Source organism: Herbidospora daliensis, assembly GCF_001570585.1.
GTDB lineage: Bacteria > Actinomycetota > Actinomycetes > Streptosporangiales > Streptosporangiaceae > Herbidospora > Herbidospora daliensis.
Genome location: NZ_BBXF01000009.1, coordinates 1 through 24,472 on the forward strand (window position 1 = coordinate 1; position 24,472 = coordinate 24,472).

Genomic DNA, 24,472 nt, shown 5'->3' on the forward strand with positions numbered 1-24,472 from the left:
GTTTAGAACGTCGCGAGACAGTTCGGTCCCTATCCGCTGCGCGCGCAGGAGACTTGAGAGAGGCTGTCCCTAGTACGAGAGGACCGGGACGGACGAACCTCTGGTGTGCCAGTTGTTCTGCCAAGGGCACGGCTGGTTGGCTACGTTCGGAAGGGATAACCGCTGAAAGCATCTAAGCGGGAAGCTCGTCTTGAGATGAGGTCTCCCACCCTTTGTTGGGGTAAGGCCCCCGGTAGACGACCGGGTTGATAGGCCGGGAGTGGAAGCACAGTAATGTGTGGAGCTGACCGGTACTAATAGGCCGAGGACTTGACCATAAATGTTCGCGTCGACTATGCAACTCTCGAACCACAAGCAGGTTCGCTAGAGTTACGGCGGTTATGGCGGAGGGGAAACACCCGGTTACATTCCGAACCCGGAAGTTAAGCCCTCCAGCGCCGATGGTACTGCACCGGGGACGGTGTGGGAGAGTAGGACACCGCCGGACAATCTTTATACCGAGGGCCCCAGCCAGTGATGGTTGGGGCCCTCGACGTTTCAGGGGTTGTGTATTGAGCCCGGCCAGTGGCGGTCGGGCTTTCGTCGTTTCCGCAGGTGGATAAGCCCCGGCCGGGTGCGGCCGGGCTTTCGCCATTTCATGGGTAGTGTTTGCGGGCCTGCGCGGTGGTAGCGCGGGGTCCACGCGGTGGTGTCCTTGGCCCGACCATGCCGGTCGGGCTTTCGCTATTTCACTGGTGTGGATTCAGCCCGGCTACTACGGCCGGGCCTTCTTCATTTCGGGGTAGTGGAATGAGCTCGGCTACTGCGGCCGGGCTTCGTTGCTTCGGGCTGTTCTGCGGGCCTGCGTCGGCGAGGGCGTCGGGTTCCGCAGGAGGGTATTCACTGCGGGTGGTCTGCGGTCGGGCTTTTGTCGTTCCTGGATTGTGTTCGCGGGCTTGCGCGGGTGAAGAGCGGGGTTCCACGCGTTGGTGCTCTTGGCCCGGCCATGCGGTCGGGCTTTCGCTATTTCACTGGTGTGGATTCAGCCCGGTTACTACGGCCGGGCTTTCGCTGTTCCCCGGGTGGCGTTCTCGGGCCCGTGCTGGTGATGGTTCCGCGGGGGCGTATGGTCTGCCAGCTGTGCAGCCGGCCTCCGCCGGTTCGAGGGTTGTCGAATGAGCCCGGTCGGCATGGCTGGGCTTCCGTCGTCTCCGGGGCGTTCGCAGGCTTGCGAGGGTGGAAGTCGAGGTTCCGTGAGGGTGTGTTCTTAGCTCGGCCATGCGGTCGGGCGTCGCTACTTCACGGGTTGCAGATGTGACCGGCTACTGCGGCTGGGCCCTCGTTGTTTCCAGGCTGTTTGCGAGCCGGCGCCAGTAATGACGAGTCCGCGTGAGCGTTGTCTACCCAGGTTTGCGGCCGGCCTCCGCCGGCTCGAGGGTTGTCGAATGAGCCCGGCCGGCATGGCTGGGCTTCCGTCGCTTCCGGTGCGTTCGCAGCCTGGCGTGGGTGGTAGGCGAGGTTCTGCGAGGGTGCGTTCTTGGCTCGGCCATGCGGTCGGGGGTCGCTACTTCACGATGTGTGGAGTGAGTCCGGCTACCGTGGCCGGGCTTACGTTTTTTCCGGGCCCTTCTGCGCGTCTACGCCGGTGGTGACGCTTCCGCGTGCGGGTGTTGTCTGCCCAGCCTTGCGGTCGTCTTTCGTTGTTTCGAGGGTTGTGGGATCAGCCCGGCCGGCATGGCTGGGCTTCCGTTGTTTCCGGGCTGTTCTGCTGGCCTGTGCCGGTGACTAGGTCGGGCTCTCCAGAGGTGTTTCTTACTCGGCTGCCGTGGCAGGGCTTTGCCGCGTTGGGTTTCCGTGTGGACCTGGCGTTGATGGGTGGCGTCGGGCTCCGTGCCCGCGTGCTGGCTGCTCGGCCTCGCGGCCAGAGTCCGTCGTTTCACTGGATTGCGGCTGGTTACTAGCGGTTGGGCTCTCGTCTTTCCGTAGTGGTGTCCGCGGGGCTTACGCCGATGGCGGCGGCGGGTTCTGCGCAGGCGCATTTGCCCGGCTGCTGCGGCTGGGCTTTCTGCATTTCATAGGTGATCATGGGCCCGGGCAATCGCGCCGGCAGTCCAGTCGAGCGTCGGCTTAGTCGTGTACTGGTTCTGCGGAGGTGGTGAAGCCTAGGCGCCATTTCCAGGAGCTCTGGTCGGCAGGCGGGGAGCGAGATCTATCCCGACTGCGGTGAGGAATAGAAAGTTCCACCGGGTCGATCTCATGACGCGTCACCCAATTTCTGGGGTCTTTGAAGACCAATCCCACGGAGCATCTTCAAGAAATGGAACCCTTGGCGCTGACATCACCGCCCTGCTCCCACTCATATCCACTGCATGGAAGCTAATCGAAGATCAAACGGGGCGCTGATCTATCCGAAGTCGCAGGGGCGAAGTCACGGATGTTTTGGGGTGAGGTGCCCCATACCTCCATCCTTCGGTCGTTTTGGATTGCAGGACTGCCGTTGCCTTTGTAGAAGCCCGCCTGTGCGCTCACCTCGCGGCGATCCCTGGCACCGATATGTCCCTCCTGAAAGTCAACCTTTCGTCCGCGACATGGCGTATGTTCGCACCAGATGACGTGCTAGAGAAGCAGCTCGACGCATTGCAGTAGCACGGTGTTTTCGACGTAGACATACCGTCAATTCTCTTTTCCGTGGATTGTCCGAAGAGATCTACTTTCTACTCAAGCTCAGGAGCCACGGCCATGAGCATCTACTACACCGGGGCCCGAGCACTGGTCCACGGAGAGATCGAGGTTCCGGTCCATGTCTTCCATCACCGTTCAGCGACCCGACGAGCGAGCGTCGGCACCTGGACCGTCGACGTGACTGAGGGATCGCCAGACGCCCCTTTCCACGTGCTGAGTGAGACCGTGACGCTCCTGCTGGGGAGCGACGCCGAGGCTGAAGTTGTCGTGCTCGGCCTCTCACCCATCTGGCTCAGAGCCGTCGGCCCGCCGCTCGGCTGGGAGGACTGATCGTGACCGAGGAGCAGGAACCGCCGAGAGGGATCTCTGACAACGTCGCCAGGCTGAGCAACATACTTGAGGCCCAAGCTGCCATGAACTGGGCTTACCGCGGGAACCTCCCCCGCCTGCAGACGGCGCTCGCTCGGATGACGCCGGAGCAGCTCCGGGAACTATCCTCGGCCGCTGCCATGCTCAGCAGCACTGCAGACCGGGTGCTTGGCGAGAAGGCGCATGAATGATCATTGTTCATTCTGGTCTTCCTCTGCGGGTCACAACAAGTTTCTGGAGCCCTGGTGAACTGGCTGCTCACATCACCTTGATCAGTTCGGGTCAGTTGCTAATCGGCCACCTCATCTCCGCAGAAGCTTACGCAGAAAGATTGGATGACCAACTCCGCAACAACCCCCGAAGTCCTATCTCCGGCACGCGGGAGTCGACGCGCTGATGTCTAAGAACCAGCGAGAAGGAAAGGTGCGCAGAACAGCACACGACGGTAGGGATAAGTAGGACTACCTTGCGTCTCGCCGAATCGACAGGAACTAGCTCTCAGACCACCTATGGTGCATCTCTGTAGCCGATATGAGCGCCTCGACCGTATGCGGCATCTACCGGCTCGGGCGTTCCAAGCCGACACTCGCAGATTGAAGGCACGGCCAACCCGACCCATTCGGTTTGCCGTGCTCGCCCTTCACGCTTTTGTCACCCTGAACGGGCTGGGTGTTCACGGCGACTTTGATCTGGGTGACGTCCTATCGAGAAGGGCGCGATGAACCGATGAGTAGGCTCCGCAGCCACTCTGACCCGATCCCCCCGGGCCACGCGCTTGTGCTGCTCAACGTCGGAGACGTCTCCGAACTCGTCACTTCGCGGCACCCTGCCACCGCGCCGCTGCGCGTCCCGTCGGCCAGAATCGCGCAGCAGGCCGGGTTGCCCACCGGGGAGTTGCCCGGACGGACCTTTCGGGTGGATGCCATCAGCCAGGACGACTCGAACGGCTTCACGCTGTTGAACGATCCTCGGCGGTAGCTTTCGGGGCCGGTCTGCCCGGTGTCCCGTGATCTCGCCTGTGGGGTCATCCCCAAACGACGCTAGAACTCGTGAGGCCGTCGACCGACTCTGAGACGTTTCCTTGGTCGCGAGCCTCAGACGGCGGTGCCTTCTGGTCTGAGCCGCGGCCGGCACCGCCTCTCACCTGCTGTCCGACCGGTTCAGGGCTCACCCCGCAGACGCGCTTTCACCAGTGCGGCTCGGAGGGCATGACAGCCAATCTCGTTCGGGCTCTGGCCTCTGACAGGATGCGAAGCCGTCGTCGCGACACATACATATCAGCGGTCACGCCAGTCCCAATCCAGGACCGTTCTCGCCGCCGGTCGGCCCCGCTCGGAGCCGGGGCAAACGCGATCCCCCGTACACCCCGCAATCTGTCTACTCCCCACCCGGATCCACCACGCAGATTGACCGGATTGTCTAGGTTGAGCTGCGGATACTTGCTCTTCTGCCTCCCCTCTTGTTGTCATTTGTAGATGTTTGAGGAAGCGCAGTACTTCGCTCCTGTCGCCGCCAACGAGGACGGGTCCGTCACCGTTGAGCTGGCCAAGAGCCATCCGGGGTTCGCCGACCCCGTATATCGGGCGCGTCGCAACGCCATCGCCGGGCTCGCCGTGGGTTACACGCGGGGGGAGCCCATCCCGCACGCCGAGTACTCCGACGAGGAGCACGAGGTCTGGACCCTGGTGACCCGGGAGCTGGCCGTCAAGCACCGGAAGTACGCCGTCAGCCAGTTCCTCGACGCCTCCGAGGAGCTCGGGCTGCCCAAGGATCGCATCCCGCAGCTCGAGGAGGTCAGTGAGCTGCTGAAGCCGCTGACCGGGTTCCGGTATCTGCCGGCCGCGGGGCTGGTGCCGTTGCGGGAGTTCTACGGCGTGCTGGCCGACTCGTTCTTCCACTCGACGCAGTACATCCGGCATCACTCGGTGCCGTTCTACACGCCGGAGCCGGACGTCATCCACGAGGTCATCGGGCACGGCAACACGCTGGCGTCCGAGCGCTTCGCGGCGCTCTACCGGCTGGCGGGGCAGGCGGCGCGGCGGGTGGAGACGGCCGAGGCGCTGGAGTTCGTGTCGAAGGTGTTCTGGTTCACCCTCGAGTTCGGGGTCATGCGGGAGGGACGCGATCTCAAGGCTTATGGGGCCGGGATCCTCAGCTCGTACGGCGAGATCGAGGAGTTCCGGGGCATGGACATCCGGCCCCTCGACGTCACCGTGATGGGGACGACGGCCTACGACATCACCCACTACCAGGACGTGCTCTTCGAGGCGGCCTCGTTCGACCACCTCGAAGAGGTCGTCGGTCAGTTCTGGGCGTCGTGCGATGACGAGATGATCGCCAAGCTGCGCACTACGGCCTGATCAGCAGGGCGTCGCCGACCGCGCGCTCCGCGCCGTCGCTGGGCTTGTTGACGACCTTGCCCTTGACGACCATGGCGCTGGAGCCGCCGCCGTCGAGGTTGATGGCGTCGCGGGCGCCGAGCCACTGCATGACGCGGGCGGCCTCGTGGAAGGAGGCGCCGACGGTCTGGCCGGGGGCGCGGCCGTCGACGACGGCCAGGATCAGCTTGCCGTTGCGCGTCACGCCCGCGAGGGTGCGCGGGTGGCGGCGGACGATCATGTTGATGTTCGCCATGCCGTCGGTCGAGGCGGTGATCCAGGTCTTGCCGTTCTTCACCAGGCCGACGCCGCCGCCCACGATGTGGGTGTCGGGGGTGAGCGGAACGGTCCGCTTCTTGCGCAGGTCGGTGACCGTCGTCTTGAGCTGGACCTTGCCGCCCTCGGGGGCGTACGCGGCGAGCCAGTCGGCGCCCACGCCGACGCCCTGGAGCACCCGCATGCCCTTCATGATCTTGGCGCCCGGCGAGCGCACCGCCGTGACGACGCCCGAGGGGTCGATGACGACCTCGGTCGTGCCGACCTTCGGGGTGCTGGCGCCGAACTCCTCGGTGTAGAGGACGAGTTCGCCGTCCTTGCCGACCCGGTTCACGCCCGCGACGGGGGCGAGCGCGCCGCCGGCGGCGACGTTCACCGCCGACTTCAGTTCGGTGATGCGGGCGGTGCGGCCCTTCAGCACGACCGCCGTGCGGCCCTCGACGGCCTCGCTGAGCAGTTTGCCGCCGACGACCGAGATGCCCGTGGGGTCGCCCCGGTAGGCGGCGCCCGTGTGGATGTCGAAGAAGCCGCCGTTGACGCCGGCGATGGCGCCCGAACCCTTGGCCATGTCGGTGACGCGCTCCCGGACGGCCGTCTTCTTGCCGAGGCTGGCGGCGAAGCTGCCGCGGAACGACCTCGGGTCGACCATCAGGATCTTCATCGACCAGGGGCCCGCGGTGACGAAGCCGTCGTCGCCCGTGTAGTCGGCCTTGGAGCTGATCCCGGCCTTCTTGAGCTCCTTGACGACCTTGTCGGCCTCCTTCTTCTCGCTCAGAGGCCACTGGCCGATGCGGACCATCCAGTAGTCCTGCGCCGGGTAGTCGGCGATCGCCGGCCGGGTGAACTTCACCACCACGGGTTCGAACCCGGCCATCTGCACGGCGAGAGCCTGCTTCTCCGCCGTGCGCTGGGTGTACGCGTCGTTCGCGCCGGCCAGCACGCTGACGGTGTAGCCGTCCTTGTTCGTGCCGTGGCGCAAGGTGATGTATTCGATGCCCGGTATGACCATCTTCGAGGTCGTCTTCGCCAATCCGGGAACCCCCAGCGGAAAGCTCGACGACGGCAGTCCCGTGGTCTTCTGGCTGTCGGCAAAAACCGGCATAACCGGCAAAACGGATGCCAGTGCGGTGATTGCGACGGTCAGACGGCCTCTCATATGGTCTCTCCCCAATAGTGGTCGTGAGTGACCATCGTGGCGAGATTGGCGCTTATAAGTGGGCGAAACACGCCAACCGGTATGAGAAATCTCGACCGAATTGGGTATTTCGCCTGGTCAATAGCCGGTCGTCGCCTGACGTACGAACTCCTGCGGGGAGAGCGCCTCGATGAAGCCGATTCGCCCGTCGTCGAATCGGCGCAGGCCCCAGTAGTGGCCGGTGGCGGAGCCGTACCAGATGCTCCAGTGGGGGAAACGCGCCGACAGGGCGCGCACGATCGCGCGGTGGTCGGGGGCCGGGAAGGCGCGAGGCGGGGTCTCGGACTCGGTTATCGTCACGTAGCGAGACAATCACGCCCCGGAGGGTGAACCCGGAATGCCCGGTTCGTGGGGTGGGGCAGGTTTTACACCTGGTGGAAACGAATCCTTATCTCACCTTGTCGTGCGGAGGAGAGACGCCAGCCGGGCGCCGTCGAGGCCCTCGACGGTCAGGCCGGTGAAACCCGTCATCGTCTCCCCGGCCACGAGCGCGTTGACGATCGCCTCCTCGGTGGCCTCGATGACGGCGTGGTAGAGCGGGTCGAGGTGGTCGTCGGCCATGACGGTCACCTGATAGGTCTCCGGCACCTTCGCGTCGAGCACGTTGGCCGGGAGGGTGCGGTTGCCGACGCTGAAGCACAGGAAGCCGTCGCCGCTGGAGTTCTCGCCCGCGCCGCCGGTGCGGCCGACGCCGAGCCCGGCGCGCTTGGCCAGCCGGCTGCACTGGTGCGGCAGCAGCGGCGCGTCGGTGGCGACCACGCCGATGATCGACCCGGCGCCCTCGTGGGGCACCCCAGAGGGGCCCAGGTGGCGGCCCACGTTGACGCCGTTCACGGTGAGCCGCTCGCGGTGCCCGTGGTTGGCCTGCACGTAGACGCCGACCGTGTAGCCGCCGACGACCCGCGAGGCCGTGCCCGCGCCGCCCTTGAAGCCGTGGCAGATCATCCCGGTGCCGCCGCCGACCGCGCCCTCGGCGACCGGGCCGCCGGACGCGGCCGAGAACGCCTCGACCACGTGCTCGGCCGTCACGTGGCGGCCGGTGATGTCGTTGAGCGAACCGTCCCAGGTCTCCCCGACCACGGGCAGCGACCAGCCCTGGCCGCCGGGGTCGAGGGCCGACAGGGCGTCGCGCACCACGCCGACCGAGCCGGTGCTGGTCAGGCCGATGGGGGAGGCGAGCATGCCGAGTTCGCGTACGTAGGCCAGGCCGGTCAGTTCGCCGTTGCCGTTGAGCCAGTGGTAGCCGGCGAACACCGGTTCGGCGAAGGTGTCGCCGTCGTGCGGCAGGATGACCGTCACGCCGGTCCGGACCGACGCGCCCGAGACGAGCGTCGTGTGGCCGACCCTGACCCCCGGCACGTCGGTGAGGGCGTTGTGCGGGCCCGGCGGGAAGGTGCCGATCACGATGCCGTGGTCGCGGGCTCTCATCGGGTCTCCCTGAACGACTCCAGCGCCAGCAGCGCGACGTGCAGCGACAAGCAGGAGTCGACGTCGTCGAGGTCGGTCGACAACACCCGCTCCAGGCGGCGCAGGCGGTCGTAGAAGGCCGGCCGCGATAGGTGGGCGCGCTGGGCGGCGACCGCCTTGTTGCGGCCCGCCTCCAAATAGATGCGCAGGATGCGGGTCAGGTCGGAGTTGCGCTGGGCGTCGTGCGCCAGCAGCGGGCCGAGTTCCCGTTCGGCGAAGGTCTGCAGCCGGGCGTCGTCGCGCAGCAGGTGCAGCAGGCCCCGCAGGCGCAGGTCGGGCAGCCGGTAGTAGGGGCGGCCGTCGTGCTGGCGCACGGCCACGTCGGCGACCTGTTCGGCTTCGAGGAAGCTGCGGCGTACATCACGAAGAGAATCGACCGTCGAACCGGCGGCGAGGACCGCCCCGGCGGCGCGGAGCCGCTCGGCCAGGGTCGTGAGCGCCGACTCCGCGCCGACGCGGGGCGGCAGCGGGAGCAGCACGCCGACGTGGGCCTGGTCGAGGGCGCCCACCAGGGCGGGCAGCCGGGCGTCGCGGCAGGCGGCGGCGGTGAGGTCGGCCAGGTCGGCGAGCCGGGCCTGTTCGTCGAAGGTGCCCTCGCCGGGGGTGGTCGGCCTGATCACGACGCTGACCAGTTTGCGGCCGGTCAGCGGCACGCCCACCGCGCGGGCGCGGGCGGCGGCCTCCTCGGGGTCGGCGTAGGCGTGGCTGAGGATGCCGGTGAGGATCGTGCCGTGGGCCTGGCGCTCCAGCGAGAGCTGGTGGCGTTCGAGGAGACGTCCAAGAGCGAGGGTGGTGGCGGCCCGTTCGGCCAGCACGATGTCGCGCGGCCCCGGCGGGCGGTCGGTGAGCAGGATGAGCCGGCCCCAGTCCTGGCCGCGCGCGCCGACCACGGTGACCAGCCAGCCGGCGGCCTCGTCGTAGGCGGTGCGGCCCTCGGGGGAGACCGCGCGCGAGCGGGTCTCCCAGCTGGCCAGCAGCGCGCCGACGTCCTGCCCGGCCGAGTCGCAGGCGAGCACCTGGTGGGCCAGGTTCTCCAGCATGACCGGGCGGCCGGAGAAGCGGGCCACCTGGGCGAGCACCTCGGCGGGGGAGGCGCCCTCGACCGAGAGCTCGGTGAAGATCTCGTGGAGCTGCTCGGAGGCGCGCAGCTCCTGGAGCTGCGAGTCGATGATCATGTTGTGCACCGACTCGGTGATCTGCACGAACGGCGTCTCGCGGGCGAGCGTGATCAGCGGCAGCCCGTGCTCTTCGGCCGACGCGACGACGGCGGCGGGCAGTTCGCTGACGAACCGGCGGCCCAGTTCGACGACCAGACCCGACGCGCCGACCTGAGCCAGGTCGGCCACGTAGTCGGCCAGCTTGTCGGGCTCGGGCGGCAGCGCGACGCCGGTGGTGAGCACCAGTTCGCCGCCGCGCAGCAGGGGGGCGATGTCGGTGATCTCGCCCACGTGGACCCAGCGGACCCGGCCGCTCAGCCGGTCGGCGCCCGCCACCACGGTGGGGTCGCCGCGCCGGACCGTGTCGAGGGAGAGCACGTCCGCGACGGTGGGGAGCATGTCAGCGACATTAGCCGCTCAACGTCTCACTTTGTCAGGTGGTCGGCCGACATATCAGCACTTCGGGGGAGCCGCATGGACAGGCCGTCGAGCATGGAGACCAGCCCGAAGTCGAACGAGAGCTGCCGGTGCGCGATCGGGTCGATCGTGCTCTCGACGGCCTCCTGGAACCGCGCGTGGATCTCGGGGTGGGCGCGGGCGGCCTCCTCGACCGCGGGGGCGAGATCGCGCTGGGCCTGTTCCATGGTGATGCCCCGGCTCTTCAGGGCCGAGGTGTAGGCGGCCTCGGGGGCGGTGGCGCCGATGGTGTACGACAGGATCGCCGCCCCGGCGTAGTCGATGTCGTGCTTCTGGAAGCCCGCGCGCGCCAGGGCGGCGCAGAGCGTGGCCGAGCAGTTCATGGCGTTGGGGCCGAGAGCGGGCAGCGAGCCCAGCACGAAGGTGAACCAGGGATGGGCCATGATCGCGGCGCGCAGCCCCCAGGCCACGTTGCTCGTGACCTCCCGCCAGCTCTCCGAATCGGGGATGCGGACCGCGCCGAAGACCTCGTCCATGGCCAGTTCGAGCAGTTCGTTCTTGTTGGCGACGTGCCAGTAGAGGCTGGTGGCCCCGGCCCCGAGCCTGGCGCCGAGTTTGCGCATGCTGAGCGCCTCCATGCCCTCGGCGTCGAGCAGCTCGACCGTCGCCCGCACGATCTGCTCGCGGCTGAGGCCCTGCTGCGCGCGGCGCGGCTTGTGCTCCCGCGTCCACACGCTGGTGAAGCGCTGTTCCGGCATCTGTCCACAGTAATTCGCTCGCACACTGTTCGAGAATCGTCGTACAGTGTGCGAGTGACCTCGAACACTGTACGAGACCCCCGTCGTTGGTGGATTCTCGTCGCCCTCTGCCTGGCCCTGCTGGTTCTCGTGGTGGACAACACCGTGCTGAACCTGGCCATCCCGGCGCTCATGCGCGACCTCGGCGCCACGCCCGCCGACGTCCAGTGGATCATCGACGGCTACATCCTCGTCTTCGCGGGGCTGCTGCTCACGGCGGGATCCCTCTCCGACCGCTACGGCCGCCGCAGGTTCCTCGTCGTCGGCCTGGTGATCTTCGGCGCGGCCTCCGGGCTGGCCATGCTCGCGACCGAGCCCTGGCACCTCATCGGGGCGCGGGTGCTGATGGGGGTGGGCGGCTCGTTCATGATGCCCTCGACCCTGTCGATCCTCATCACGGTCTTCGACGAGGACGAACGCCGTACGGCCATCGCCGCCTGGAGCGCCGTCGCCGGCGTCGGCGTGATCGCCGGGCCGACCCTGGGCGGTTTCCTGCTCCACCACTACTACTGGGGCTCGGTCTTCCTCCTGAACATCCCCATCGCGATCGTCGCGATCGTCGCCGCGCTGCTGCTGATGCCCGAGTCGAAGGGCGAGCCCCGCGGCTTCGACCCGCTCGGGGTGGTGCTCTCGATCGTCGGTCTGAGCTCCGCCGTCTGGGTCGTGATCATGCTGCCGCAGCACGGGTTCGACCCGCTCATGACCGCCGTCGCGGTGCTGGCGATCGGCGGGTTCGTGTGGTGGGAGCGCCGGGCCAGCCATCCGCTGCTGCCGCTGGAACTGTTCCGCGACCGCTCGTTCGCCGGGGCGTCGTTCTCGATCGTGCTGCTCTCCTTCGGCGCGGGCGCGCTCATGCTGGCCCTCACGCAGTACCTGCAGTTCGTCCTCGGGTACGAGCCCCTCCAGGCCGGCCTCGCCCTCGTCCCCTACGTGGTGGCTTCGTTCCTCTTCAGCGGCCTGGGGGCGGCCCTCGGCAAGAAGGTGTCCAACAAGACCCTGATCGTGACCGGCCTCACCGTGCTGGCGGGTGCGTTCGGCCTGCTCTCGACGCTCGACGTCGCCGACGGGTACGGCTTCCTGATCACCTGCCTGATCGTCATGGGCGTGGGCGGCGGCCTGGCCGGCCCGGCCGCGTACGCGACCCTGATGGGCGCGGTGCCGCCCAGGCACGCCGGGGTCGGTTCGGCGCTCAACGACACCGTCCAGCAGGTCGGCGGAGCGTTGTCGATCGCGGTGCTGGGGAGCGTGCTGGCGGCGGCGTACACGGCGGCGATGCCGGCCGACGCGCCGGAGCCGGCCCGGGAGTCGATCAACGCGGCGCTGGACAGCGGCGTGCCCGGCCTGGTGCTGGCCGGCAAGGAGTCGTTCCTTTCGGCCATGTCGATCGGGTCGTGGGTGGGGCTCGGGTTCACCCTGCTCGCGGCCCTGGTCGCGCTGGTCGTGCTGCCCCGGAAGGCGCCCGTTCCCGAGCCCGTCACTGTGTAAGGGAACACATGGATGGTCCGACATGCTGCGGGTATGGCCAGCAGTTATGAGCCGGGATACTCAAGGCATGTCGGACCTTCTTGCCCGCCACCGCGCGGTGATGCCCAACTGGCTGGCCCTCTACTACAACGAGCCCATCGAGATCGTCAGCGGTAAGGGCAACCGCGTCGTCGACGCGAACGGGAAGTCCTACCTCGACTTCTTCGCCGGGATCCTGACCAACATGATCGGCTACGACGTCGCCGAGGTCCGCGACGCCGTGGAGCGCCAGATCGCCACGGGGGTCGTGCACACCTCGACCGTCTACCTGCTGCGCGGCCAGGTCGAGCTGGCCGAGAAGATCGCCCGCCTGTCGGGCATCCCGGACGCCAAGGTCTTCTTCACCAACTCCGGCACCGAGGCCAACGAGACCGCGCTGCTGCTGGCCACCTACGCCCGCAAGACCGACCAGATCCTGGCGATGCGGCAGAGCTACCACGGCCGGTCGTTCGGCACCGTCGCGGTCACCTCGAACCGGTCGTGGAAGAACAACTCGTTGTCGCCGCTGAACGTGCACTTCCTGCACGGCGCCGACCGCCACCTGACCCAGTTCCGCGGCATGAGCGACGAGCAGTACATCGCCGCCTGCGTCGACGACCTCCGGCACGTGCTGGCCACCGCCGTCGGCGGCGACGTCGCCGCGATCATCGCCGAGCCGATCCAGGGCGTCGGCGGGTTCACCATGGCCCCCGACGGCTTGTTCCGGGCCTACCAGGAGGTGCTGGCGGAACAGGGCATCCTGTTCATCTCCGACGAGGTGCAGACGGGCTGGGGGCGTACCGGATCATCGTTCTTCGGCATCCAGAACCACGGCGTCACCCCCGACATGATGACCTTCGCCAAGGGCCTCGGGAACGGCTTCGCCGTCGGCGGCGTCGTCGCGCGCGGCGACCTGATGGACAACCTGCACGCCGTCGGCCTGGCCACCTTCGGCGGCAACCCGGTCGCGATGGCCGCCGCCAACGCCACCCTCGACTACGTGCTCGACCACGACCTGCAGGCCAACGCGGCCAAGACCGGCGCGATCATCATCGACGGCCTGCGCGAGGCCGCTCCGCGCCTGCCGGTCGTCGGCGACGTGCGCGGCAAGGGCCTGATGTTCGCCGTCGAGCTGGTCGGCCCCGACGGTTCGCCGTCGCCCGAGCTGGCCGCGAAATTCATGGAAGAGACGAAGAAGCTCGGCCTGCTCGCGGGCAAGGGCGGCCTCTACGGCCACACCATCCGCATGGCCCCGCCCCTCACCCTGACCGAGGAGGAGGCCCGCGAAGGCCTGGGCATCATCGTGACCGCACTGGAGTCGCTGTGATCACCCACTGGATCGACGGAACCCGCCACGAGTCCGAACGGACCGCTCCCGTCTACAACCCGGCCACCGGCTCGGAGAGCGACCGGGTCGCCCTGGCCTCGCCCGCCCAGGTCGACGAGGCGGTCGCCGCCGCCAGACGCGCCTTCCCGGCCTGGCGGGACGCCTCGCTCGTCAAGCGCGCCCACGTGCTCTTCAAATTCCGGGAGCTCCTGTACGCCAACCGCGACGCCCTAGCCGCCCTCATCTCGGCCGAACACGGCAAGGTGCACTCCGACGCCCTCGGCGAGGTGGCGCGCGGCCTGGAGGTCGTCGAGTTCGCCTGCGGCATCCCGCACCTGCTGAAGGGCGGCTTCTCCGAGAACGTCTCGACCAACGTCGACTCGTTCTCCATCCGCCAGCCCCTCGGCGTCGTCGCCGGCATCACCCCGTTCAACTTCCCGGCCATGGTGCCGATGTGGATGTTCCCGGTGGCGATCGCCTGCGGCAACACGTTCGTCCTGAAGCCGTCGGAACGCGACCCGTCGGCGTCCCTGCTGATCGCGGAGTTGTGGAAGCAGGCGGGCCTGCCCGACGGCGTGTTCAACGTCGTCCAGGGCGACAAGGTCGCCGTCGACCGGCTCCTGACGCACCCCGACGTGAAGGCCGTCAGCTTCGTCGGCTCCACCCCGATCGCCCGGTACGTCTACGAGACCGGCACCGCCAACGGCAAGCGCGTCCAGGCCCTCGGCGGCGCGAAGAACCACATGCTGGTCCTCCCCGACGCCGACCTCGACCTGGTCGCCGACTCGGCGGTCTCCGCGGGCTTCGGCTCGGCGGGCGAACGCTGCATGGCCATCTCGGTGGTGCTGGCCGTCGACCCGATCGGCGACGAACTGGTCGAGAAGATCGCGTCGAGAGCCCGCAAGATCAAGATCGGTCCCGGCGACGACCCCGCCTCGGAGATGGGCGCCCTGGTCACCAAGGCCCACCGCGACAAGGTCGCCTCCTACCTCGACCTCGGCGAAGGCAAAATCGTCGTGGACGGCCGCGAGAACCTCCCCGACGGCGACGGCTTCTGGCTCGGCCCCACGGTCGTCGACCACGTGCCCCCCGGCTCCCGCACCCACCGCGAGGAGATCTTCGGCCCGGTGTTGTCGGTGGTGCGCGTGGCCTCGTACGAGGAGGGCCTGACCCTGATCAACGAGGGCGAATACGGCAACGGCACCGCCATCTTCACCAACGACGGCGGCGCCGCCCGCCGATTCCAGAACGAGGTGGAGGTGGGCATGGTCGGCGTGAACGTGCCGATCCCCGTTCCCATGGCCTTCTACAGCTTCGGCGGCTGGAAGGCCAGCCTGTTCGGCGACACCCACGTGCACGGGGTCGAGGGCGTGCACTTCTACACGCGGGGGAAGGTCGTCACATCACGATGGCTCGACCCGTCACACGGAGGCGTGAACCTGGGCTTCCCGACGAACGGCTGACCCGGGCGGGACGGCAGGCCGCATGTCGCAAACGGCGGCCTGCCGCTGACCGGCGACGACGCCTGCCGCGGCCTTTACGCAGCTCGCTTGGTCGCGGCGTCGTCGTTCGGTTTGCACGGTGCTCAAATGCTCGCCGTGGCCTGTCGGTGGCTTGTATCGTCGCGGCGCTCTGAGGGGCACGACCAAGGCCCCAGTGATGGTGTTCGCCATCAGAACAGCGCCGAACAGGAACACCGCCGTGCCCGTCGCGGTCTTCTCCACGGCTGGCCTTGTCACGTCGTCGTCTTGTGTTACGAGGCTCGCCTTCTCCGCGGCGTGGTGGGAGGACGGCTGGGGCCACAGCGATGGTGTTCGCCGCCGGGCGGCGTGGGCTGGGAACACTGCGCCGGGGCTTGTCGCGTGCTCCTCCGTGGGCTCGCGTCGTCATCGCCTCTTCGTCCGGCTATGACGCTCGTCGCAGCCTTCCCACAGCTCACATCGTCGTGGCTCGACTACTGCGCCTGTTCGCGGCCTACCTGCGGCACGCCGCGACAAGGCGTGACCGCTCGGCTTGGACCCAGGACGACCCCCGCCGCGACCTTTTCATAGCCGGCCTGGTCGCGGCGACGTCGTGCTACGTGGACGCCTCCTGTGGCTTTTCACGGCGTCGGACTTCTGGTTACGAGGCTGTGCCGACGCTGGCCTTTTCTGCGGCTCGTCTCGTCGCGGCGCGGTTGGGGAGGACGACCAGGGCCACCACGATGGTGATCGCCATCAGGACGGCGCCGATCAGGAACACCGCGCCGTAGCCGGCCTCCGGGGTGGGCATGGTCGCCGCCACCGTGGCCAGGCCCGCCAGGCCCAGGGAGCCGCCGACCTGGCGGGAGGCGCCGAGGATGCCGGACACCAGGCCCGACTCCGACCGGGCCACTCCGTTGGTCGCCAGGACTACCAGGGGGGTGAAGGCCAGGCCTGCGCCGCCGCACATCAGCACGCCCGGGATCAGGAGGCCGAGCACGTAGCCGTCGAGCACGGCCGACTGGAGCAGCATGCCCGCGATGCCGACGACGGTCGCGCCGATCAGGAGGGTGCGCGGGGTCATGCGGCGCAGCAGCAGCGGGGCCAGCCTGCCGGTGGCGATCAGGGTGAGCGCGTGGGGCAGGAACGCCAGGCCGGCCGTCAGCGGGGTGTAGCCGAGGTCGCCCTGCATGTGCAGCGACAGGAAGTACCACATCGCGAAGAAGATGGCCCCGGACAGCACCTGGATGATCGTGGTGCCGGCGACCGTGCGGCCTCTCAGCAGCGCGAGCGGCACCAGCGGGCTCGCCGTCTTCGACTCGACCAGGACGAACAGCCCGAGCCCCAGGATGCCCAGGATCAGCGGCACCAGTGCGACCGGGGAGGCCCAGCCGTGTTCGTGGGTCTCGACCGTGCCGTAGGCGATGGCGGTGAGCGCGCCGGTGACCAGCACCGCGCCGGGCAGGTCGAGGCGGGCCGACCCTTCGGGGCGGTCGCGGGCGATCACCCGCAGGCCGGTGATCACGATGGCCAGTCCGATCGGCACGTTGATCAGCAGCGTCCAGCGCCAGGAGAGCAGCTCGGTGAGGGTGCCGCCGAGGATGCCGCCCGCCGCGCCCCCGGCCGCGCCGACGGCGTTCCAGGCGGAGATGGCGGCGGTGCGGCGTGGTCCTTCGGAGAAGGTCGTGGTGAGGATCGTGAGGGTGGTCGGGGCCAGCACGGCCGCGCCGACGCCCTGCAGAACCCGTGCCGCGATCAGCAGCGCCGGGTCGGCCGCCAGCCCGCCCAGCAGGCTGGCCAGCGCGAACACGGCCACGCCGGTGAGGAAGACGCGCTTGCGGCCGAACAGGTCGGCCGCCCTGCCGCCGAGCAACATGAGCCCGGCGAAGGTGAGCGCGTAGGCGTTGACGACCCACTGGAGACCCGTCTCGGTGAAACCGAGCTCGGCGCGCATCGCGGGCAGCGCCACGTTCACGATCGACACGTCGAGCACGACCATGAACTGGCCCAGGCAGGCCAGCACGATGACGGCGACGGCGGTGCGGTCGAGCGGCGCGTCTTCGGCGGCGCCGGAGGCCGCGGAAACGGGAGCGGTCACGACGTCCACCCCGCGGCGACCCAGTTGTCACGGTGGCCGGCCCAGGACGCGGCCGCGCCGACGATGGCGGCCTTGGGAGCAGTGCCCGGAGCCGGCGCGGTCTCGGCGGGAGAGGCCTGGTGGATCGCCGTCAGCCGTGGCGAGTTCCCGGCCAGGCCGATCGTGCTCCTTCTTCGCGAGGGAAGGGGCGGGTTCTTCGCGGGCTCCCGGTGAATCGCCTTCGGGCTGTGCGGCGGAAGGGCGACGGGCTCTCCGCGAGTGGCCTTCAGGCTTCGTGGCGGAAGCGGCGCGGTCTCGCCGGACCCTCGGCGAGTCGCCTTCGTGCTCCGTGAGGAGAGGGCGTTTTCAGCGGCTTCCCGGCGCGGTGCCTTCGTGCTTCGTGACGGACGGGCCGCGTTCTCGGCGGATCGCCGTCGAGCCGCCTTCGGGCTTCGTGACGGAAGCGGTGCGGTCTCGGCGGGCTCCCGGCGAATCGCCTGAGAGCCGCGTGCCGGAAGGGCGGCAGGTTCCCGGCGAGTGGCCTTCTGGCCTCGCGGCGGAAGGGCGAGAGATTCGCTGCGAGTCGTCTTCGCGCTACGCGGCGGAAAGGCGAGAGATTCGCTGCGAGTCGTCTTCGCGCTACGCGGCGGAAGGGCGAGAGATTCGCTGCGAGTCGTCTTCGCGCTACGCGGCGGAAGGGCGAGAGATTCGCGGAGAGCGGCCTTGGTGCCTCGGGGCGGTCGCGGTGCGGTTTCGCTGGGTTCCCGGCGGATCGCCGTGGAGCCGCGTGCCGGAAGGGCGGCGGGTTCCCGGCGGGTGGCCTTCTGGCTTCGCGGTGGGAGAGGCGTGTTCTCAGCGGGTTCCCGGCGGGTCGCCGCTGGAGCCGTTCGGCGGATGCCGGGGGAGACGGCCGTGGTCATGCGCCGGACCCCCGGTGGAGCAGGGTGGTGATCCTTGCCGTGGTCGAGCGAGGTCGGAACGGGGTGGAGCTCATGGGCTCGACTCTACGGAGTCCCACCGACAGAACTCACTCGGATATTGGTCCTAGGACCTGCGAGTAGGCTTCCGGGGAGTCCGGTTCCAGGCCGTGGAGGATCGTTGGCGTCGCGTCGTCTCACCGCCCTCGCCGGGGCCGCCGTTCTGCTGCTGGCCGCCTGTGGTCAGCAGCTCGCCTCCGCGCCGACCCCCTCCTCCTCCGCGACCACCTCGCCGTCCGCCACGCCTTCGCCGTCGCGCACCCCGTCGCCGTCGCCCACCGCGTCCGGGACGGGGGAGGGGGCGCTGACCGTGCTGGCGCCTCGGGGGTTCGTCGAGTGGGGCGGCAACGACCGGAAGGTGAACTGGGTCGCGCCGTTCGAGCGGGAGAGCGGGTGCCGGGTCACCTACCGGCCGTGGGAGTACGTCGCGGGCAATCCCGTCAACGTCGACACCTTCGACGTGGTCGCGGCCGGGCCCGATCTGGCCGGGAAGCTCGTCGCCGACGGCGGGGCGGCGCGCATCGACACCGGGAAGGTGTCGGGTTACTCCGGGTTGCCGAAGTGGGCGCGTGAGCTGGTCGGCGACCACGGCGTGCCCTACGTGTGGGACACCACCGTGGTGGCGGTGAAGGACGGCGCGAAGGGGTCGATCTTCGCGGCCGACGGGCCGGTGCTGCTGCGCGACACCCCGCTGACCATCGCCGACGCCGCGCTGTCGCTCGGGGTCGACGACCCCTACCAGCTCAGCGCGGGGCAGTTCCGCGAGGCCGTGGCGCTGCTGGAGAAGAAGAAGGACGGGCGGGCCTACTGGCGCGATCCCGTCCAGGTCATCGAGGGGTTCGCGGGCGGGGCGACGATGGCGCAGGCCACGCCCTATGTGCTGGGCGGCATGGCCGGGGCCGGGGTCGGCGTCACGCGGGCCGGGGGGCCGGTCACGGGGTGGGTGATGTCGTGGATGGTGTCCGCCCGTGCGGCGCATCCCTCGTGTGCGGAGAGCTGGCTGGAATGGTCGCTGCGGCCCGACGTGCAGCGGGAGGTCGCCTGGTGGACGGGGACCGCGCCGGCGAACCCGAAGGCGTGCACGTACAAGATCACTGAGGATGCGCCGCCCGGTGAGGCGGCCAAGCAGGCGCGCGTGAAGGCGTTGTGCGACGGGCACTCCGACAAGGGTGTGGTGTTCGCCACCTTCCCGGCCGCCGACTGCGGCGGCGACGCGGGGTCGTGCACGGCCTATGACGACTGGATCAAGGCCTGGACCTCCCTGAAGGAGGAGTAGGTCCCCTCACGAGTTCACTGATTGGTGGACCAGTCGAATTCGGCCATCTTATTGAATGGTCAGTCAGTCAGCTGTTAGCCTGCTCTGCATGCGGATCCTCCTTGTCGGCGCTGGTGGCGTGGGTTCGGCCATGGTGGCCATCGCCTCGCGGCGCAGTTTCTACGACCACATCGTTGTTGCCGATTACGACGTGAACCGGGCCGTTTCCGCATGTGCCCGGATCGAAGACCCCCGTTTCTCCGCGATCGGGCTCGACGCCTCGAACGCGGCCGAGGTCGAGGCGGCCCTGCGGGCCCACGAGTGCGACGTGCTGTTCAACGCCGTCGACCCGCGCTTCGACATGCCGCTGTTCACCGCCGCCCTGAACGCCGGGGTGACCTACCTCGACATGGCGATGTCGCTCAGCGCCCGCCACCCCCAGCGCCCCTACGAGATGCCCGGCGTGAAGCTCGGCGACGACCAGTTCGCCCTGGCCGACCAGTGGGAGCAGCGCGACCAGCTGGCCCTCGTCGGCATGGGCGTCGAGCCCGGTCTCGCCGACGTGTTCGCCCGCTACGCCGCCGACCACCTCTTCGAGACGATCGAGGAGATCGGCATCCGCGACGGCTCCAACCTGCGCGTCGACGGCTACGACTTCGCCCCGACCTTCTCCATCTGGACCACCATCGAGGAGTGCCTGAACCCCCCGATCGTGTGGGAGGACGGCCGCTGGCACACCACCGAGCCGTTCAGCGAGCCCGAGGTGTTCGACTTCCCCGAGGGCATCGGCCCGGTGGAGTGCGTGAACGTCGAGCACGAAGAGGTGCTGCTGGTGCCCCGGTGGGTCGACACCCGCCGCGTCACCTTCAAGTACGGCCTCGGCAACGAGTTCATCGAGGTGCTGAAGACGCTGCGCAAGCTCGGCCTCGACTCACCCGGCACCGTGAAGGTGAAGGGCCTCGACGTGTCGCCGCGCGACGTCGTGGCGGCCTCGCTGCCCGACCCGTCGACCCTCGGCGACCGCATGCGCGGCAAGACCTGCGCTGGCACCTGGGTCAAGGGCGTCGGCAAGGACGGCCGGGCGCGCGAGGTCTACCTCTACCACGTGGTCGACAACGAGTGGTCGATGCGCGAGTACGGCTGCCAGGCCGTCGTGTGGCAGACCGCGGTGCACCCGGTCGTCGCCCTGGAGTTGCTGGCTAACGGGGTCTGGAAGGGCAAGGGCGTGCTCGGCCCGGAGGCCTTCGACGCGGTGCCGTTCCTCGACCTGCTCACCGACTACGGCTCTCCTTGGGCGCTCCGCGAGCAGTGAGCTGCCGCTCGCCGCGCCGGGGCACGACGGGAAGCAGGGCTTCGGCGCACTCGTCACACGCGTGGACGGTGGTGTCGTCGGGCAACCGGCCGACTCGGACGCGGGGGCGAGGCCATTTCTTGTGGCAGACCACACAGGCGTCTCCGTCGCGCTGGAGCGAGGTGAGACCTGCCGGGTCGAACGTCAGCAAACCTGTCCGCCTCCTCGGTCATGTGTCGGAACCGTTATAACGCGACTACCTGGTGTGATCGACTAGCTCGACGCCAAGTCAGGGTTAAATGACTGGCATCCGACAGGGCGTACAACAACAAAAGGGGCACCCGGCCACAAGCCGGGTGCCCGCTTTGTTGTGAATCACACCTCGCTGACGGCTTTTTCGAGGATGGTCAAACCCTCGTCGAGCAGGTGGTCCGGAATCACCAACGGCGGGAGGAACCGGAGCACATTGCCGTAGGTGCCGGCGGTCAGCACCACGAGCCCCTCCGCGTGGCACCGCTTGGCGATCTCCGCCGCCGCGGCCGGGTTCGGGTCCTTCGTGCCGGGGACGACCAGCTCGATCGCCGTCATGGCGCCCCGGCCGCGCACGTCGCCGATGATCCCCGAGCGCTCCTGGAGGGCGCGCAGGCGCGGCAGCATCACGTCGCCGATCGCGCGGGCCCGCTCGACCAGGCCCTCCTCCTCGATCGTCTCCAGCACGCCCAGGGCCGCCTCGCAGGCCACCGGGTTGCCGCCGTAGGTGCCGCCCAGGCCGCCGGCGTGCACGGCGTCCATGAGCTCGGCGCGGCCGGTCACGGCGGCCAGCGGCAGGCCGCCCGCGATGCCCTTGGCCGTGGTGATGATGTCGGGCACGACGCCCTCGTCCTCGCAGGCGAACATCTGGCCCGTCCGGCCGAAGCCGGTCTGGATCTCGTCGGCGATGAACACGATGCCGTTGGCCTCGCAGAACTCCTTGATGCGCGGCAGGAAGCCCTTCGCCGGCACGATGAAGCCGCCCTCGCCCGCGATGGGCTCGATGATCACCGCGGCGACGTTCTCGGCCCCGATCTGCTTGGTGATCTGGTCGATCGCCTGCGCCGCGGCCTCCTCGGCCACGTTCTCGCCCGGCCACCGGTAGGGGTAGGCGAGCGGCATGCGGTAGACCTCGGGGGCATAGGGCCCGAAGCCCTGCTTGTACGGCATGTTCTTGGCCGTCAGCGTCATGGTCAGCAGGGTGCGGCCGTGGTAGCCGTGGTCGAAGGCCACCACCGCAGGGCGGCCGGTCGCCAGGCGGGCCACCTTGACCGCGTTCTCCACCGCCTCGGCGCCGCTGTTCACCAGGAACGTGCGCTTCTCGTGGTCACCCGGGGTGATCGTGTTGAGCTTCTCGCAGACGGCGACGTACGACTCGTACGGCGTGATCATGAAGCAGGTGTGGGTGAAGTCGGCCACCTGCCGCTGGACCCGCTCGACCACCTTCGGGGCGGCGTTGCCGACGTTGGTGACGGCGATGCCCGAACCGAAGTCGATCAGGGAGTTGCCGTCGGCGTCGACCAGCACGCCGCCACCGGCCTTCGTCACGAAGACCGGCAGGGTGGTGCCCACGCCGGCGGGCACCGCCGACTGCTTGCGGGAGAACATCTCCCGCGACTTGGGGCCGGGGATCTCGGTGACGAGGCGGCGCTCCTGGGGAAGCCCCGGGCCGCCGTGGGCTGTAGTGGTCATGTGCTCGACGTTACGTGCCCCGGTGCGAAGTCTCGATGCTCCGACGTGGCAGAATCGAGGATCGCCACGTGCCGGAATGGACAACGAGGGGGCCGATAGGTGGCGCCGTCCCTGCGCAGGATCACCAGCATGGCCGGGCTGCGCGTGCTGGCCGGGTCGGGCGCGCTCGACCGCCCGGTGCGCTGGGTCGCGGTGAGCGAGCTGGAGGATCCCACGCCGTTCCTGGAGGGCGACGAGCTGGTGCTCACCACCGGGATGCGGACGGCCTCGTGGCGACCGTACATCACCCGGCTCGTGGACCGGGGTGTCGCGGGCCTCGGCTTCGGCATCGGCCTCAGCCACGCGCGGGTGCCCGCCGAGCTGGTCGCGGCGGCGGCCGAGGCGGGGTTGCCGCTGGTCGAGGTGGCCAGGGAGACCCCCTTCATCGCCATCGGGAAGGCCGTCAGCGACCTGCTGGCCGCCGAACACTACGAGGAGATCACCGGGGCCTTCGAGGCCCAGGGCCGGCTGACCAGGGCCGCCCTGCGCGGCGACGGCGCGGCGTCGGTGGCCGACCGGCTGGCCCGCGAGCTCGGCGGCTGGGTGGTGCTGCTCGACGAGACCGGCACGGTCCGCCACGCCACCCCGCCCGAGGCGGAGGAGCGCGCCGCCGGGCTGCGCAGCGAGTTCGCCCGGCTCAGGAGCGGCGCGGCGGCCGTCGCGCTGGCCGGGCCGCAGGAGAACGTCGTGGTCCAGCCCCTGGGCGGACGCGGCTTCTTCGCCGTCGGCGCCGGCCACCCCTTCACGCCGATCGCCCACACGATCGTCAACGCGGCGGCCTCGCTGCTGACCCTGGCGCTGGAGCAGGGCGCCGCCCCCGAGCGGCTGCGCTCGGCGGTGCTGCGGCTGCTGGTCGCGGGGGAGACCGAGACGGCCCGCGCGGTGTTGTCGGACGTCGGCGTGACGCTGCCCGCCGATCCCGTCGTGGTGCTGGCGGTCGCCGAGAGCGGCCCGATCAGGGCCTTCCACGCGCCCTACGGCGACGCGACCGTCGTGATCTGCGGAGAGTCGGAGGTGCCGGGCCTGCGCGACGCCTTCGACGGCGACGTCGGGATCAGCCTGCCCGGCCCGCTGACCGGCGTCGCGGCCGCCGTCGACCAGGCGATGCGGGCCTACCGGGCCGGGCGCGGGAAGCTGGGCTTCGCCGACCTGGCGGGCCAGGGCCTGCTCGACCTGCTCGACCCCGAGGCGGTGCGCGCCTACGCCGCCGTGCTGCTGGCCCCGCTCGACGAGCAACGTGGTGACCTGCGGGAATCCCTTCAGGCGTACCTCGCCTGCAACGGCCACTGGGACGCCGCCGCGCAGCGGCTGGGCGTGCACCGGCACACCCTGCGTTATCGCATGAAGAAGGCGGCCGACCTGCTCGGCCGCGACCTCGACGACCCGGCCGCGCGGGCGGAGTTGTGGATCGCGCTCAGTGCGCCTGGGCCACCACGAACTGGTTGATCGTGGCGTTGGTGACCACGGTGTAGGTCTGGGCGTCGGGCAGATGCCCGGCACGTTCCAGTGAGATCGCCCCCTGGGCGGCGGCCCACAACGCGTCGGCGATCTTGCGGGGCTGGGTCGGGGTCAGGTAGCCCGCCGAGATGCAGTCGGAGATCACCCGGTCGAACAGGTTGAGCGCCGCGCGGGCGAGGGTGCGGGCCCGTTCTGACGGGACGAAGCCCGGGATGGCCCGCTCGAACATCAGGCTGTAGTAGCCGGGCTCGGCCAGCGCCGCCTCGCGGTAGGCCGGGCCGAGCGACAGGAGGTATTCGAACGGGTCGGTGCGCGCCGGCAGGGCGGCCAGGCGGCGGCGGAAACGTTCGAAGCCTTCGAGGTAGAGCGCCTCGGCCAGGCCCTCTTTGCTGCCGAACATCGTGTAGATGACGGTGGTGGCGCACCCGGCCTCGGCGGCGATGCGCCGCACGGTCAGGCTCTCGGGCCCCGCGCTGATCAGCAGTTCGCTCGCGACGTCGAGGAGTTTGGTGCGTAGCTCGTCGTAGGTACTCCGCTGGCCGAGAGCGTACGCGCCCTGCAATCCGAGCGGGACCGGCGTGGCCATGAGCGACGAGCCCTTCTCATCAAGGGGCCCTCGCATCGGACCCGAACCTTGACTTAACCA

Annotated in this window: 19 protein-coding genes and 2 rRNA genes; 13 read left to right on the forward strand and 8 right to left on the reverse strand. The window is 69.1% G+C overall.

Annotated elements, in window-relative coordinates; genetic code table 11:
* The 6 genes from AW274_RS33935 to AW274_RS33960 all read left to right on the forward strand — a co-directional run.
* Positions 1-317, forward strand: a 23S ribosomal RNA gene (locus AW274_RS33935); the annotation flags it as partial.
* 53 nt (positions 318-370) lie between these two features.
* A 5S ribosomal RNA gene (gene rrf, locus AW274_RS33940) occupies positions 371-487 on the forward strand.
* 2,231 nt (positions 488-2,718) lie between these two features.
* Positions 2,719-2,991: a hypothetical protein gene (locus AW274_RS33945; protein ID WP_062441520.1), complete on the forward strand. Its 273-nt coding sequence runs from the start codon at positions 2,719-2,721 to the stop codon at positions 2,989-2,991.
* A gap of 2 nt (positions 2,992-2,993) precedes the next feature.
* Complete coding sequence (locus AW274_RS33950) at positions 2,994-3,221, forward strand: hypothetical protein (RefSeq protein WP_062441523.1); 228 nt, start codon at positions 2,994-2,996, stop codon at positions 3,219-3,221.
* Positions 3,222-3,807: 586 nt separating this feature from the next.
* Positions 3,808-4,008: a hypothetical protein gene (locus AW274_RS33955; RefSeq protein ID WP_198169543.1), complete on the forward strand. Its 201-nt coding sequence runs from the start codon at positions 3,808-3,810 to the stop codon at positions 4,006-4,008.
* A 497-nt stretch (positions 4,009-4,505) separates the two neighbouring features.
* Positions 4,506-5,390, forward strand: a complete 885-nt coding sequence (locus AW274_RS33960) for a phenylalanine 4-monooxygenase (protein WP_062441529.1) — start codon at positions 4,506-4,508, stop codon at positions 5,388-5,390.
* Here AW274_RS33960 and AW274_RS33965 read toward each other — a convergent pair.
* The gene (locus tag AW274_RS33965; RefSeq protein ID WP_232320611.1) at positions 5,380-6,693 is read right to left on the reverse strand and encodes a phosphodiester glycosidase family protein; all 1,314 of its coding nucleotides are present in this window, start codon (positions 6,691-6,693) and stop codon (positions 5,380-5,382) included. The genes AW274_RS33960 and AW274_RS33965 overlap by 11 nt on opposite strands.
* Between AW274_RS33965 and AW274_RS42415 the strand changes: the two genes are divergently transcribed.
* The gene (locus tag AW274_RS42415; RefSeq protein WP_232320612.1) at positions 6,686-6,871 is read left to right on the forward strand and encodes a hypothetical protein; all 186 of its coding nucleotides are present in this window, start codon (positions 6,686-6,688) and stop codon (positions 6,869-6,871) included. The two genes, AW274_RS33965 and AW274_RS42415, sit on opposite strands and share 8 nt — an antisense overlap.
* An 86-nt stretch (positions 6,872-6,957) precedes the next feature.
* Here AW274_RS42415 and AW274_RS33970 read toward each other — a convergent pair whose 3' ends face one another.
* The 4 genes from AW274_RS33970 to AW274_RS33985 all read right to left on the reverse strand — a co-directional run bounded on the left by AW274_RS33970 (position 6,958) and on the right by AW274_RS33985 (position 10,678).
* Positions 6,958-7,179, reverse strand: a complete 222-nt coding sequence (locus AW274_RS33970) for a hypothetical protein (protein WP_034382748.1) — start codon at positions 7,177-7,179, stop codon at positions 6,958-6,960.
* A 93-nt stretch (positions 7,180-7,272) separates the two neighbouring features.
* Positions 7,273-8,307 carry a DmpA family aminopeptidase gene (locus tag AW274_RS33975; protein ID WP_062441534.1) on the reverse strand — a complete coding sequence of 345 codons (1,035 nt, stop codon included), beginning with the start codon at positions 8,305-8,307 and terminating at the stop codon, positions 7,273-7,275.
* Positions 8,304-9,902: a PucR family transcriptional regulator gene (locus AW274_RS33980; protein WP_062441537.1), complete on the reverse strand. Its 1,599-nt coding sequence runs from the start codon at positions 9,900-9,902 to the stop codon at positions 8,304-8,306. The genes AW274_RS33975 and AW274_RS33980 overlap by 4 nt, the downstream gene beginning before the upstream one ends.
* Positions 9,903-9,928: 26 nt before the next feature.
* The gene (locus AW274_RS33985; protein WP_062441541.1) at positions 9,929-10,678 is read right to left on the reverse strand and encodes a TetR/AcrR family transcriptional regulator C-terminal domain-containing protein; all 750 of its coding nucleotides are present in this window, start codon (positions 10,676-10,678) and stop codon (positions 9,929-9,931) included.
* A gap of 54 nt (positions 10,679-10,732) precedes the next feature.
* On the opposite strand from AW274_RS33985, the gene AW274_RS33990 reads away from it, so the two are divergent.
* The 3 genes from AW274_RS33990 (at position 10,733) to AW274_RS34000 (ending at position 15,010) form a co-directional block, all read left to right on the forward strand.
* Positions 10,733-12,202, forward strand: coding sequence for an MFS transporter (locus AW274_RS33990; RefSeq protein ID WP_062441545.1), 1,470 nt, complete (start codon positions 10,733-10,735; stop codon positions 12,200-12,202).
* A gap of 67 nt (positions 12,203-12,269) precedes the next feature.
* Positions 12,270-13,547 (forward strand): aspartate aminotransferase family protein, encoded by a 1,278-nt coding sequence (locus AW274_RS33995; protein WP_062441547.1) that lies wholly within the window; start codon positions 12,270-12,272, stop codon positions 13,545-13,547.
* Positions 13,544-15,010 (forward strand): CoA-acylating methylmalonate-semialdehyde dehydrogenase, encoded by a 1,467-nt coding sequence (locus AW274_RS34000; RefSeq protein WP_062441550.1) that lies wholly within the window; start codon positions 13,544-13,546, stop codon positions 15,008-15,010. The genes AW274_RS33995 and AW274_RS34000 overlap by 4 nt, the downstream gene beginning before the upstream one ends.
* 658 nt (positions 15,011-15,668) lie before the next feature.
* On the opposite strand, the gene AW274_RS34005 is transcribed toward AW274_RS34000, so the two are convergent.
* Positions 15,669-17,105 (reverse strand): MFS transporter, encoded by a 1,437-nt coding sequence (locus AW274_RS34005; protein WP_062442131.1) that lies wholly within the window; start codon positions 17,103-17,105, stop codon positions 15,669-15,671.
* Between the two features lie 1,077 nt (positions 17,106-18,182).
* Here AW274_RS34005 and AW274_RS34015 point away from each other — a divergent pair.
* On the forward strand, positions 18,183-19,337 hold the full coding sequence (locus tag AW274_RS34015; protein ID WP_157520888.1) for a type 2 periplasmic-binding domain-containing protein: 1,155 nt from the start codon (positions 18,183-18,185) through the stop codon (positions 19,335-19,337).
* 88 nt (positions 19,338-19,425) lie between these two features.
* Positions 19,426-20,628 (forward strand): saccharopine dehydrogenase family protein, encoded by a 1,203-nt coding sequence (locus AW274_RS34020; RefSeq protein WP_062441557.1) that lies wholly within the window; start codon positions 19,426-19,428, stop codon positions 20,626-20,628.
* Positions 20,629-20,982: 354 nt separating this feature from the next.
* Here the strand turns inward: AW274_RS34020 and gabT are convergent, their stop codons facing one another.
* On the reverse strand, positions 20,983-22,329 hold the full coding sequence (gene gabT, locus AW274_RS34025) for a 4-aminobutyrate--2-oxoglutarate transaminase (RefSeq protein ID WP_062441561.1): 1,347 nt from the start codon (positions 22,327-22,329) through the stop codon (positions 20,983-20,985).
* A gap of 99 nt (positions 22,330-22,428) precedes the next feature.
* Between gabT and AW274_RS34030 the strand changes: the two genes are divergently transcribed.
* Entirely contained in the window at positions 22,429-23,814 is a 1,386-nt protein-coding gene (locus AW274_RS34030) for a PucR family transcriptional regulator (RefSeq protein WP_062441565.1), read from the forward strand.
* Here AW274_RS34030 and AW274_RS34035 read toward each other — a convergent pair.
* A complete protein-coding gene (locus AW274_RS34035) occupies positions 23,783-24,448 on the reverse strand; it encodes a TetR/AcrR family transcriptional regulator (RefSeq protein WP_232320613.1) in 666 nt (221 codons plus the stop codon). The two genes, AW274_RS34030 and AW274_RS34035, sit on opposite strands and share 32 nt — an antisense overlap.
* Between the last annotated feature and the right edge of the window lie 24 nt (positions 24,449-24,472).

What these genes read in the sequence shown, in the direction of transcription:
- AW274_RS42415 (WP_232320612.1), top strand. Translation starts at nt 6,686, where the DNA reads ATGACCATCTTCGAGGTCGTCTTCGCCAATCCGGGAACCCCCAGCGGA.
- AW274_RS33945 (WP_062441520.1), top strand. Translation starts at nt 2,719, where the DNA reads ATGAGCATCTACTACACCGGGGCCCGAGCACTGGTCCACGGAGAGATC.
- AW274_RS33960 (WP_062441529.1), top strand. Translation starts at nt 4,506, where the DNA reads ATGTTTGAGGAAGCGCAGTACTTCGCTCCTGTCGCCGCCAACGAGGAC.
- AW274_RS34020 (WP_062441557.1), top strand. Translation starts at nt 19,426, where the DNA reads ATGCGGATCCTCCTTGTCGGCGCTGGTGGCGTGGGTTCGGCCATGGTG.
- AW274_RS33985 (WP_062441541.1), bottom strand. Translation starts at nt 10,678, where the DNA reads ATGCCGGAACAGCGCTTCACCAGCGTGTGGACGCGGGAGCACAAGCCG.
- AW274_RS33995 (WP_062441547.1), top strand. Translation starts at nt 12,270, where the DNA reads ATGTCGGACCTTCTTGCCCGCCACCGCGCGGTGATGCCCAACTGGCTG.
- AW274_RS33965 (WP_232320611.1), bottom strand. Translation starts at nt 6,693, where the DNA reads ATGGTCATACCGGGCATCGAATACATCACCTTGCGCCACGGCACGAAC.
- gabT (WP_062441561.1), bottom strand. Translation starts at nt 22,329, where the DNA reads ATGACCACTACAGCCCACGGCGGCCCGGGGCTTCCCCAGGAGCGCCGC.
- AW274_RS33975 (WP_062441534.1), bottom strand. Translation starts at nt 8,307, where the DNA reads ATGAGAGCCCGCGACCACGGCATCGTGATCGGCACCTTCCCGCCGGGC.
- AW274_RS33980 (WP_062441537.1), bottom strand. Translation starts at nt 9,902, where the DNA reads ATGCTCCCCACCGTCGCGGACGTGCTCTCCCTCGACACGGTCCGGCGC.
- AW274_RS34035 (WP_232320613.1), bottom strand. Translation starts at nt 24,448, where the DNA reads ATGCGAGGGCCCCTTGATGAGAAGGGCTCGTCGCTCATGGCCACGCCG.